The following is an 11,654-nucleotide window of genomic DNA, read 5'->3' as shown; positions in this document are numbered from 1 at the left end:
GTTCTGACAACAAGAACAATTCAGCGCATGAGCGCCGAACCCTTAGAGCCTGTTTGCGATCTCGCGAGCTAGAGCAGAACAAGGCGAAATTGGTCGAGGGAGCGGAATTTACACGCAGTAAATGAGCACCCCGAGACCGATTTCAACGCAGTTCTGCCGACGCGCAGCAGATCGCAGACAGGTTCTTAAAGCTGCCGTTCCCAGAGGATTTGCCCGTGGCCATCGAACAGTTCGGATACAAGCAACAGCTCCGCCGTAGTCTCACCCTGAGCGACCTGGTGATCTACGGCATGATCTTCATGATCCCCATCGCCCCCTTCGGCGTGTACGGCTGGGTCCATGCCGACGCCCATGGCATGGTGCCCATGGCCTACCTGGTGGGCATGGTGGCGATGCTCTTCACCGCGCTCAGCTATGGCGCCATGTCCCGCGCCTTCCCCATCGCCGGCTCCGTGTACTCCTATGCCCAGCGCGGCATCCACCCCAACGTCGGCTTCATTGCCGGCTGGGTGCTGCTGCTCGACTACCTGCTGATCCCGCCGCTGCTCTACGTGTTCAGCGCGCTGGCGTTGAACCACCTGTTCCCGGCGATCCCCAAGCTGGTGTTCATGCTGATCTTCCTGGTGTCCGCCACCCTCATCAACCTGCGCGGCATCACCCTGGCGGCGCGCTTCAACCTGCTGTTCCTGATCGCCGAACTGGTGGTGCTGGCGATCTTCCTCGCTGTGGGTTACCACGCGCTGGAAGGCGGGCTGGGCAACGGTCGCCTGACGCTGGAACCGCTGCTGCAGCCGGAGCATTTCAACCTCGGGCTGGTGATGAAGGCGGTGTCCATCGCGGTGTTGTCCTTCCTCGGCTTCGACGCGATCTCCACCCTCGCGGAGGAAGTCAAAGGCGACCCGGCGAAGCAGATCGGTCGCGCCTCGCTGATCGCGCTGTTCGTCATGGGCGGCATCTTCATCGTGCAGACCTGGCTGGCCACCGACCTGGCCGCCGGCATGACCTTCAAGTCGGCGGACACCGCCTTCTATGAAATCGCCGAAGCGGCCGGCGGCAGCTGGCTGTCTACCCTCACCGCCGTGTCCACCGCGCTGGCCTGGGGCGTGACCGTGTCGATCACCTCGCAGGCCGCCGTCTCCCGCCTGCTCTACTCCATGGCTCGCGACGGCAAGCTGCCGCGCGTGCTGGCCAAGGTGCATCCGAAGTACCAGACCCCGCACATCAGCCTGTACCTGGTCGGCGTGCTCTCCCTGGGCATCGGCATCTACTTCCTCGACGCCCCGGACGTGCTCACCTCGCTGGTCAACTTCGGCGCGCTGACCGGCTTCTGCCTGCTGCACCTCGCGGTGATCAACCACTACTTCATCCGCCAGAAGACTGGGCAGGTGTTCAAGCACCTGGTCTTCCCGCTGATCGGCCTGGTGATCATCGCCTACGTGCTGGTAAGCATGAGCGTCGAAGCCCAGTCGCTGGGGCTCGGCTGGATCGCTCTCGGCCTGGTCTATCTCGTCGTGCTGAACCGCCGTGGCAATGGCGCCGAGCTGGCCCGCGAGATCTGATCGAACCTGCGGCGGTCTTTGACAGACCACAGAGCGGTACCCCATAAAGGCAAGGGCTGCCGGACACCGCGTCCGGCAGCCCTTTCCGTTTAACCACAGTGCTAGAAACCATGAGTGCCAAAGACCAGGACACCGCGTCGTCATTCACGCTGGACCGCATCGACGAAGAGATCATCAGGATTCTTCGCCACCAGGGCCGCATCACCTACGGCAAGCTTTCCTCCCTGGTGCATCTCACCCCGCGCCCCTGCCAGGAGCGCGTGCGCAAGCTGGAGAAGCACGGGATCATCCGTGGCTACGGCGCGGTCATCGACGAACAGAAGATCGCCTCGGGCCTCTCGCTGCTGGTGCTGGTTGCGCTGTCGAACCAGAGCGGACGCACCGCACAGAAGGCCTTCGAGGCCTGCGTCATTGCCTGCCCGGAAGTGCTGCACTGCCAGCTGATCAGCGGCACCTTCGACTACAGCGTACGCATGCGTTGCCGGGACATGGAGCACTATCGCGCGCTCACCGAGACCTGGCTGAACGACGAAAGCCTGCACATCGACAAGCTCGTCGCCCACCCCGAACTGACCACCATCAAGGAGTCGGCGCGGTAACCCCGCTGCCCCTCGCCTCCCGCTGATTTTCGAGCGCAGAACCACCGGCATGACCCACGCGTCCCGCACAGCAGAATCGGCTGTGCGCGATCACGAATACAGCCGTATCGGTCGGCGCGCCCCGCCATTACAGCCGGGATTTCGCCAGGCCGGGTGGGAGAATGGCGGCATCCCACGACGCGCAATCGCCCTCTCCGGCCGACTGCGGACACCCTGCGAAAGGACCTGGCGAGCATTGGCGTCGGGGATGCCAGAGCTGTCATTCCAATACCAATCAAAATAGCTGGAGGTCCCGCCATGACTCGCTTCGTCGATGTCCCCACGATGTCTCAACTGGTACAGGAAATCGGAGTCGCACGCTTCATCGGCGAGCTGGCCGACACCATCCAGCAGGACTTCGTACGGTGGGAATCCTTCGATAAATCGGCCCGCGTCGCCAACCATTCCGACATCGGCGTCATCGAGCTGATGCCGGTGTCCGACCCGGTGCGCTACGCCTTCAAGTACGTCAACGGCCACCCGCAGAACACCCAGCGCGGGCTCTACACCGTCATGGCCTTCGGCGTGCTGGCCGACGTCGAGACCGGCTACCCGGTGCTGCTGTCGGAACTGACCGTGGCGACCGCGCTGCGCACCTGCGCCACCTCGCTGATGGCGGCCCGCGCCCTGGCACGGCCGAACTCCCGGCGCATGGCGCTGATCGGCAACGGCGCGCAGAGCGAATTCCAGGCGCTGGCCTTCCATGCCCACCTGGGCATCGAGGAAATCGCCGTCTACGACATCGACCCGCTGGCGACCGAAAAGCTGATCCGCAACCTGGCGGAATTCCCCAGCCTGAAAGTCATCCGCTGCAGCTCCACCGCCGAGGCGGTGCGTGGCGCCGACATCGTCACCACGGTGACCGCCGACAAGGCCTACGCGACCATCCTCACCCCGGAAATGATCGAGCCCGGCATGCACATCAACGGCGTCGGCGGCGACTGCCCCGGCAAGACCGAGCTGCACGCGGACGTGCTGCGCGCCGGCAAAGTGTTCGTCGAGTACGAGCCGCAGTCGCGGGTCGAGGGCGAGATCCAGCAGATGCCGGCGGACTTCCCGGTGGTGGACCTCTGGCGCGTCCTGGCTGGCCAGGTCGCGGGGCGCGACAGCGCCGAGCAGGTCACCATCTTCGACTCGGTCGGCTTCGCCCTGGAAGACTACTCCGCGCTGCGCTACGTGAACGATCAGGCGACCCGGCTGAACCTCGGCGAACGTATCGACCTGGTGCCCTGGGGCGCGGACGACGACGAAAACGATCCCAAGGACCTGTTCCGCCACACCCGCACCAACAAGGGCCGCAAGGCGCTGCGCCGCATCGCCTGATCCCGCATCATGAAAAAACCGGCCCCTCGAAAGGGGCCGTTTTTTATTTCACTTCACGGACAGTACTGCCTCAGAGCACCCGCGCCGGGTGCTGCACACGCGGGCCGCCGAGCTGGTCGCGCCAGGACGGCGGCTGGCGGTCGTCGCTGTCCTTGATGCCGTAGCGCAGCGCCAGTTCCGCGCTGACCAGGGTCTGCCCGGAAAGCTCCGCAAGCTTCGGATCGTCCAGCAGCGCGCGGATGATCCGGCCGTTGAACTGCGGCGTCTCGGCCATCGCCAGGAAGGCTTCGTACTGCTCGGACTTGGCCTGGCCGGCGATGGCGGTGCGCTCGGTCAGCTGCGGGCCGAGCCACAGGGAAACGGCGCCGACCGCGCTGTTCTCGAAGTCGATGGCCATGTCCGCCGCCAGCTTGTCCACGCCGGCCTTCTGCGCGCCGTAGGCCGGGCCGTGCATGTAGCAGCCGGCGCCGAACGAGGAGACGAAGGCCACCAGCGCTTTCGGCGCGCGCAGCAGCAGCGGCGCGGCGTAGTAGCTGGCGATGTAGGACGAGCGCAGGCCGATGTCGAGGATGTCGACCATCTCCAGCGGCTTCTCCCAGAACGGGCCGGGCTCGATCAGTTGCTCATGGATGAAGGTGGCGTTGTTCACCAGCAGGTCCAGCCGGCCCTGCTCGGCCTCGATGCGCTGGAACAGCGCGCGCACCTGCGCGTCGTCGCCATGGTCGCACTGCACCGCGATGCCCTTGCCACCGGCGGCGTCGATGGCCGCGGCGGTTTCATGGATGGAGCCGTGCATCACCTGGCCGCGCAGCGTGGCAGCGCCGGACTTGAGCGAACGACCGGTGACGTAGACGGTCATGCCGGCGGCGCCCAGCGCCTCGGCGATGCCCTTGCCGACGCCACGGCTGGCGCCGGTGACCAGGGCGATGCGGGGAGCCTGTTCAGACATTGTTGGAAGCCTCCTGGCTGGAGCGGGCGTGAGTCTGCCCGGCCTGTTGCTGGATGTGCTCGGCAGCGAGGAACCCGAAGGTCATCGCCGGGCCGATGGTGGAGCCGGCGCCCGGATAGGTGGTGCCCATCATCGAGGCGGCGGAGTTGCCGATGGCGTACAGACCGTCGATGGCGCTGCCGTCTTCGCGCAGCACGCGGGCATGCACGTCGGTGAGCAGGCCGCCCTTGGTGCCGATGTCGCCGGCGTTGATCTGCACCGCGTAGAACGGCGCCTTGAGCAGCGGCGCCAGGCACGGGTTGGGCAGCACGGTGGGGTCGCCGTAATAGCGGTCGAAGGCCGACTCGCCCTTGTGGAAGTCCGGGTCCTGGCCCAGCGCCGCATTGCGGTTGAAGCGCTCGAGCGTGCGGGCCAGGCCCGCGCCGTCGACGCCGATGGCAGTGGCCAGTTCGGCGATGCTGTCGGCCTTGTGGTAGTAGCCGTGCAGGTGCTTGGGCAGGCGGTTGTCGGGTTGCGCGTAGCCCGGCAGCAAGGCGCCGCAGGGGTATTTGCGGCGGAACTCGGCGTCGAACACCATCCAGCACGGCACGCTGCGCGCCTGCTCGGTGTTATGGCCGTACATGGCGTAGACGATGTCGGTGTAGGGCGCGGCTTCGTTGACGAAGCGCTGGCCGGCGGAGTCCACCAGCACGCAACCCGGCAGGGTGCGCTCGACGAACAGCGCGCGCTGCTTTTCCTCGCCTTCGACGTGGGTGGTCGGTGCCCACCAGGCATGTTCCATAAGCGCGGTGGCCGCGCCCAGTGCCTGGCCGGCGCGGATGCCATCGCCGCTGTTGTACGGCGGCGTGGCGCTCCACTGGCTCTGCGATGGCTGTGGATGGTACTGGCTGCGCATCGCCTGGTTGCGTTCGAAGCCACCGGCGGCAATGACCACCGCCTTGCGGGCGTGCACCCGCAGCGGACGGCCCTTGTGCAGCAGTTCGGCGCCCACCACCCGGCCGTCTTCCTCGATCAGGCCCTGCAGCGGCGCCTCCAGCCATAGCGGTACCTGGCGATCGAGCAGCGAACGGCGCAGCGCGGCGACCAGGGCGTTGCCCAGGGTCAGGAAGCGGTCGCGCTTCGAACTCAGGCGTCCGCCCAGGTCGCGCCAGTAGCGCCAGAGAATCTTCATCGTCAGCCCGACCCAGCCGGGGCCACGACAGAGCAGCACGCGCGCTTCCTTCATGGTCATGGCGACGCGGCCCATCATCAGGGTACCCGGCGACGGCTCGCGCATCCGCGCGAATTCCTCGCCCAGCTCGCGGGCGTCGAACGGCAGCGGGTCCATGGAGCGGAAGCCCGGCTTGCCCCCCGGGACTTCCGGGTAATAGTCGGCGTACTCGGGCTGCGCCTCGAAGCGCACCCGGCTGTTCGCCTCCAGGTATTCGACCATGCGCCGGCCGTGCTCGACGTAGACCTCGATACGGCCGTCGGTCACCAGGTCCCGGGTCACGGTGCGGATGTAGCGGATCGCTTCCTGCGCCGAATCCTGGCCGCCGAGGGCGGCGATCCGATGGTTGCAGGGAATCCAGATGCCACCGCCGGACACCGCCGAGGTGCCGCCGTAACGGTCGCTCTTCTCCACCACCAGCACGTCCATGCCGAAGTCGCGGGCACGCAGCGCGGCGGTCATGCCACCGGCACCACTGCCCACCACCAGTACGTCGCATTCGTGGTCCCACTCGCGGCTCCGCTGGCCGCTCGCCCTTGCGTTCATGCGCTGTTTTCTCCGGGAGCTGGCGTGGGTCCGACCCACGCATCCTCGGCGATTTTTCGCGCAGCCCATGAGCCGAACATCGTCCGATGGGACTAGCCCGGGAGGGCCTCCGGCACCGTCCCGCCGGCTTAGTCCCTTCGGACGATGTTGACGAATCCGGGTGACCACATAGTCAGCCCCGCCACACTCCCGCCAACACAGTTCCGGGTCTGGACGAACGTGCCTGCCCGAGCAGAGGACGAAATGACAAGAATAAGAATCGCCTTCCAGCCGATGCCCCTTGCCGTTGCGATCAGCGCCTCCAGCCTGTTCCTGGCCAGCCAGGCCCAGGCACTGTCGTTCGATGTCAACGACGACCTCAAGGTCAACTGGAACACCACCGTCAGCTACGGCCTCGCCTGGCGTACCGAGAAGCGCGCCCACGCGCTGTCCAACGGTGGCAGCAACCCGGCGATCGCCAACATCGACGACGGCAACAACGCCTTCGATCGCGGCAGCTTGATCAACAACCGCGCCAGCTTCCTCACCGAGGCCGACTTCAAGTTCCGCGACGACTTCGGCCTGTTCGCCCGCGCCACCGGCTTCTACGACGACGTCTATCACCACAGCAACGACAACACCACCGGCACCTCCAACTGCGTCGCCGCCGGCCGTTGCAACAAGGCCGACGAATTCCCCGAGGACACCGTCGACCAGCATGGCGACGGCGTGCGCATGCTCGACACCTACGGCTACGGCACCTGGGACCTGGACGGCCACGCGCTCAACGCGCGCCTCGGCAACCAGGTGGTGAGCTGGGGTGAAAGCCTGTTCAACGGCTTCGGCATCTCCGGCGCGATGAGCCCGGTGGACGCCACCAAGGCCAACACCCCCGGCATCGAGATCAAGGAACTGTTCCTGCCGGTTGGCCAGGCCTTCGTCCAGTACGCCCTCACCGACGCCCTCGGCGTGCAGGCCTACTACCAGTACAAGTGGGAGAAGACCGAGATCGACGGCGTCGGCAGCTACTTCTCCATCACCGACCAGATGGACCGTGGCGGCTACAGCGATGCCTTCGGCCTGACCCGCCGCATCGGCGACGACAAGCCCGACGACTCCGGCCAGTTCGGCCTGGCGATGACCTACAGCGCCGAGCAACTCAACAACACCGAGTTCGGCCTGTACTACGTGCGCTTCCACGACAAGTCGCCGCAGCTGGACTTCCTCAGCCACTGGAACCAGGCCGAGTACCAGGTGCGCTACTTCGACGACATCGACCTGTACGGCGCGAGCTTCTCCACCGTGCTGGGCGACACCAACGTCAGCGGCGAACTGAGCTACCGCGACGGTCAGCCGGTGCTGGTGGATACCGGCCTGGTGCCGCACCCGGTGCGCGCCAAGACCATGGAAGCGTTGATGTCCTTCATCCACTCCTATGGCAACCAGCCCTTCGCCGACAACGTCACCCTGACCGGCGAGGTGGGCTACAACCGCGTGCTGAGCAACGACAAGGCACCCAGCTTCGACGTCTTCGTACCCACCGGCACCGGCGGCTACGCGATGGTCGAGACCCCCAACACCGGCGCCCTGTACTACGACAAGTCGGCCTGGGGTTACACCGTCAACCTCACCCTTGATTACAACAACGTCTTCAACGGCTGGGACCTCAGCGTTCCGCTGATCTTCAGCCAGGCCGTCAACGGCAACTCGTCGATGCCCGGCAGCTTCGGCCTGGGCGAAGGCGACGACCGCCTGGGCGTCGGCACCACCTGGCGCTACCTGAACAACTTCGCCATCGAGGCCCGTTACAACGTGTTCCTCGGCAACCCGAGCGAAACCGCCCTGTCCGACCGCGACAACGTCTCGCTCAGCGCGAAATACAGCTTCTGATCCTGATATCGAGGAGAACAAGAAAATGACGTGCAAAACCCGCCTGCTGCCCCTCTTCATCTCCATCGGCCTGGCCGCCGCCAGCCTTAACGCCCATGCCCAGGCCAGCCCTGAGGAAATCGCCCGCCTGGGCAAGGACCTGACCCCGATGGGCGCCGAGAAAGCCGGCAACGCCGACGGCAGCATTCCTGCCTGGACCGGCAAATGGCGCGGCGCGCCGCCCCAGGTGAAGTTCGACGGCACCGGCCACAAGCGTCCCGATCCGTACCCGGACGAGAAGCCGCTGTACACCATTACCGCGCAGAACATGGACCAGTACGCGAGCAAGCTGTCCGACGGCCAGAAGGCCCTGTTCAAGCGCTATCCTCAGACCTACAAGCTGGTCGTCTACCCGAGCCACCGCGACTTCCGCTACTCCGAAGCCGTGGAAAACAACATCAAGTACAACGCCGCCAACGCCCAGCTGGTCAGTGACGGCTACGGTGTCACCAACGCCTACGGCGCCTCGCCCTTCCCGATTCCGAAGAACGGCTACGAGCTGATCTGGAACCACAACCTGCCCAGCCGCGCCTGGAAGGAAGAAGCCACCTACCTGATGGCCCTGACCCTGTCCAACCAGAGCCGCGTGTTCGAGAAGGTCCACTACCAGATCCTCTCACCCTGGGATAACCCCACCGGCGACGCCAAGGCCTACGACGGTATCCAGGCCTACGCGATGATCAGCACCCTGGAGCCGGTGCGCAAGAAAGGCGAAATCATCCTCACCAACGAGTTCAGCAACCCGGTGGCCCAGCCCCGCCAGAGCTGGCAGTACATCCCCGGCACCCGCCGCGTGCGCCGCGCTCCCACCGTCGGCTACGACACCCCGTACGGTGCCGGTGGCTTCCGCGTGATGGACGAGGACCGCCTGTTCAACGGCGCCCCGGACCGCTACGAATGGAAGATGGTCGGCAAGCAGGAGATGTACATCCCGTACAACAACTACAAGCTCGACGACCCGGACCAGGACCTGAACGCCCTGCTCACCGAGAACGGCCACCTGAACCCCGACGCCGTGCGCTATGAACTGCACCGTGTGTGGGTACTGGAAGGCACCCTGCGTCCGGGCAGCCGCCACATCTACGCCAAGCGCCGCCTGTACCTCGACGAGGACAGCTGGACCGCCGCCCTCGCCGACAACTACGACGCCAAGGGCCAGCTGTGGCGCACCAACGTGCAGACCTCGGTCTACGCCTACGAGATCCAGGCCTTCCACGCCCGCGTCGCGGTGTACCACGACCTGATCGCCGGCTCCTACCTGGTCGACCGCCTGGTCAACGGCATGGGCGGCACCGCCCACCTGAACGACGCTCGCTTCGACGCCAGCTACTTCACCGCCAGCAACCTGCGCAAGCTCGGTCAGTAAGCCTGCCAGGCCGGACGTCCCTCACCGGGGCGTCCGGTTTTTTTTCGTCCCGAGAATTTCATTTTGGCGCGGTAGTGTTCGCGCCGGAAACGATGACGCACCCGTGCATGAGCCGCCGGGCTCATCGCACAGCGTCATGACCACCACCCTCGATAAGGATCATCCCTCGTGGCCAAGCGACTGCTCATCCCCGCTGCTCTGCTCTGCCTGCCGCACACCTCCGCCCTCGCCCTCGACCTCTCGCTGGATACCCCGCGCCTCACCGGTGCGGACAACTTCCGCGACGTCGCCGGCACCTCTCAGGCCGACGTCACCGCAAACGGCGGCGTCATGCGTTCCGGCGTGTTCTACCGCTCCAACGCCCTGACCCTGAAGGGCAACGACAAGGCCATCCTCGAAGGACTGGGGATCGGCGAAATCTTCGACCTGCGCACCCCCGGCGAAATCACCCAGGCACCGGACGTCCTCCCCGCCGGTGCGCGCTACGAGAACATCAACATCATCGGCGGCGAACAGGTGTACCCGCCCCTCACCAGCCCCGCCGCCGCCAAGGAATGGATGCGCGACCTGAACCGCGACTTCGTCACCGACGCCGGCCAGCGGGCGCGCTACCGCGAACTGTTCATGGAACTGGCCAGCGCCGAAGACCCGGTGATCTTCCACTGCACCTCCGGCAAGGACCGCACCGGCTGGACCGCCGCCATGCTGCAGTCCATCGCCGGCGTCGACTCGGCCACCATCATGCAGGACTACCTGGCCACCAACAGCTACAGCGCCGGCAGCATCAGCGCCACCCTGGCCAAGCTCAGCGCCTACGCGCCGGCAATGGCCGCCGTCTATGCGCCGTTGCTGGGTGTGGAAGAAAGCTACCTGCAGGCCGGCCTCGACCAGATCACCGCCAGCTACGGCTCGGTCGACAACTACCTCAAGCAAGGCCTGGGCCTGGACCAGGAAACCATTTACGTGCTGCGCGGCAAGATGGTGCGCTACGGCACCCTGCCCGGCCAGGCGGGGCTCGCCGGCAACGCCGCGGCCGGCGCCGGCCTGCTCGCCGCCCTGCAGGACAGCGACCTGTCCGGCCGCTACAGCGCCTACAACTACTACCTGCAATCGGCCATCGACGCCGGCAGCCTGGGCGGCCTGGAACAGCGCGTCGGCGGACAGATCCACGCCGACTCGGCCAGCTACCTGCTGCGCCAGCCCATGCAGATCGACAGCGCCATCGCCCCCTACGCCAGTGGCCGCGACCTGCGCGAAGGCGAGAACCAGCTGTGGATGAGCGCACTGGCCAGCTACGTCGGCACCGACGGCTCCTCCCATGCCTCCAGCAGCAACGAGCACAGCCAGGGCGTACTGGTCGGCCTGACCCACCGCTTCGACAACCAGACCAGCGCCCGCGCGGGCTTTGGCTACTCCAACGGCGACGTGGCCAGCGCCGGCGCCTCCGCCGACGCCGACCTCACCTTCATCACCCTGGGCGGCCGCTACGCCTTCGACAGCCTGGAACAAGGCGCCTACGCCGACCTGCGCCTGGACGCCGGCTACGTCGACTACGACAGCCGCCGCGACCTCGGCTACGACCTGGGCCGCGCCAAGGGCGACACCCAGGGTAGCCTGTTCAGTGCCCTGGCCAACCTCGGCTACCGCACCCACAGCGGCGACCTGACGCTGGAGCCGACCGTCGGCGTGCGCGTCAGCCAGGTCCGCCTGGACAGCTTCACTGAACACGGCAGCGAACTGGGCCTGGACGTCGACACCGTCGACAAGACCGTCACCAGCCTGGTCGGCGGCCTGAACCTGGGCTTCAGCCAGTCCCGCGTCGGCGACTGGAGCCTGGAGCCGGGGCTGAACCTGGGCTACGAGCACGCCTTCGGCAATCCCGAGGTGAAGAGCCAGGGGGCGGTCCAGGGCTTCGCCGTGGAACAGGTCTCGGCCTTCAATGACCGCGACCTGTTCAAGGTCGGCGCCGGCCTCACCGCCCGCGCCGGCGCGGTCACCGTCAGCGCCAACGCACAGGGCCTGCAAGGCTCGGACAGCCATGGCCTGAGCGGCACTATCAGCTTCGGAGTCGACTTCTAAGTGCGGTAATCCTCGGGGGCCGGTATGGCCTCTGGAGCAAGACAAAACGGCCTGCATCGTTCGGTGCAGGCCGTTT

8 protein-coding genes are annotated in these 11,654 nt (G+C 66.2%); 6 read left to right on the top strand and 2 right to left on the bottom strand.

What is annotated here, in order from left to right; translation table 11 throughout:
* Positions 1–215: 215 nt before the first annotated feature.
* The 3 genes from ACQ5BL_RS05815 to ACQ5BL_RS05805 all read left to right on the top strand — a co-directional run bounded on the left by ACQ5BL_RS05815 (position 216) and on the right by ACQ5BL_RS05805 (position 3,520).
* The gene (locus ACQ5BL_RS05815; protein ID WP_243804735.1) at positions 216–1,559 is read left to right on the top strand and encodes an APC family permease; all 1,344 of its coding nucleotides are present in this window, start codon (positions 216–218) and stop codon (positions 1,557–1,559) included.
* 110 nt (positions 1,560–1,669) lie between these two features.
* Positions 1,670–2,158, top strand: a complete 489-nt coding sequence (locus ACQ5BL_RS05810) for an Lrp/AsnC family transcriptional regulator (protein WP_207883343.1) — start codon at positions 1,670–1,672, stop codon at positions 2,156–2,158.
* A 297-nt stretch (positions 2,159–2,455) separates the two neighbouring features.
* On the top strand, positions 2,456–3,520 hold the full coding sequence (locus tag ACQ5BL_RS05805; protein WP_243804736.1) for an ornithine cyclodeaminase: 1,065 nt from the start codon (positions 2,456–2,458) through the stop codon (positions 3,518–3,520).
* 70 nt (positions 3,521–3,590) lie between these two features.
* Here ACQ5BL_RS05805 and ACQ5BL_RS05800 read toward each other — a convergent pair whose 3' ends face one another.
* Both ACQ5BL_RS05800 and ACQ5BL_RS05795 read right to left on the bottom strand, forming a co-directional pair.
* Entirely contained in the window at positions 3,591–4,469 is an 879-nt protein-coding gene (locus ACQ5BL_RS05800; protein WP_243804737.1) for an SDR family NAD(P)-dependent oxidoreductase, read from the bottom strand.
* Entirely contained in the window at positions 4,462–6,225 is a 1,764-nt protein-coding gene (locus ACQ5BL_RS05795; RefSeq protein WP_243804738.1) for an FAD-dependent oxidoreductase, read from the bottom strand. Before ACQ5BL_RS05795 ends, ACQ5BL_RS05800 begins: the two co-directional genes overlap by 8 nt.
* Positions 6,226–6,468: 243 nt before the next feature.
* On the opposite strand from ACQ5BL_RS05795, the gene ACQ5BL_RS05790 reads away from it, so the two are divergent.
* From ACQ5BL_RS05790 to ACQ5BL_RS05780, 3 genes are all read left to right on the top strand, one after another.
* Entirely contained in the window at positions 6,469–8,094 is a 1,626-nt protein-coding gene (locus ACQ5BL_RS05790) for a DUF1302 domain-containing protein (RefSeq protein WP_243804739.1), read from the top strand.
* 25 nt (positions 8,095–8,119) lie between these two features.
* Complete coding sequence (locus ACQ5BL_RS05785; protein WP_243804740.1) at positions 8,120–9,499, top strand: DUF1329 domain-containing protein; 1,380 nt, start codon at positions 8,120–8,122, stop codon at positions 9,497–9,499.
* A gap of 168 nt (positions 9,500–9,667) precedes the next feature.
* Positions 9,668–11,578 (top strand): tyrosine-protein phosphatase, encoded by a 1,911-nt coding sequence (locus ACQ5BL_RS05780; protein ID WP_243804741.1) that lies wholly within the window; start codon positions 9,668–9,670, stop codon positions 11,576–11,578.
* Positions 11,579–11,654 lie beyond the last annotated feature (76 nt).

The organism is Pseudomonas sp. B1-22 (genome assembly GCF_050474425.1).
Classification (GTDB): domain Bacteria; phylum Pseudomonadota; class Gammaproteobacteria; order Pseudomonadales; family Pseudomonadaceae; genus Pseudomonas.
Note: the sequence above shows the minus strand (reverse complement) of the source record. Positions and strands in the feature narration are given on the sequence as shown.

What these genes read in the sequence shown, in the direction of transcription:
- ACQ5BL_RS05790 (WP_243804739.1), top strand. Translation starts at nt 6,469, where the DNA reads ATGACAAGAATAAGAATCGCCTTCCAGCCGATGCCCCTTGCCGTTGCG.
- ACQ5BL_RS05810 (WP_207883343.1), top strand. Translation starts at nt 1,670, where the DNA reads ATGAGTGCCAAAGACCAGGACACCGCGTCGTCATTCACGCTGGACCGC.
- ACQ5BL_RS05800 (WP_243804737.1), bottom strand. Translation starts at nt 4,469, where the DNA reads ATGTCTGAACAGGCTCCCCGCATCGCCCTGGTCACCGGCGCCAGCCGT.
- ACQ5BL_RS05785 (WP_243804740.1), top strand. Translation starts at nt 8,120, where the DNA reads ATGACGTGCAAAACCCGCCTGCTGCCCCTCTTCATCTCCATCGGCCTG.
- ACQ5BL_RS05805 (WP_243804736.1), top strand. Translation starts at nt 2,456, where the DNA reads ATGACTCGCTTCGTCGATGTCCCCACGATGTCTCAACTGGTACAGGAA.
- ACQ5BL_RS05795 (WP_243804738.1), bottom strand. Translation starts at nt 6,225, where the DNA reads ATGAACGCAAGGGCGAGCGGCCAGCGGAGCCGCGAGTGGGACCACGAA.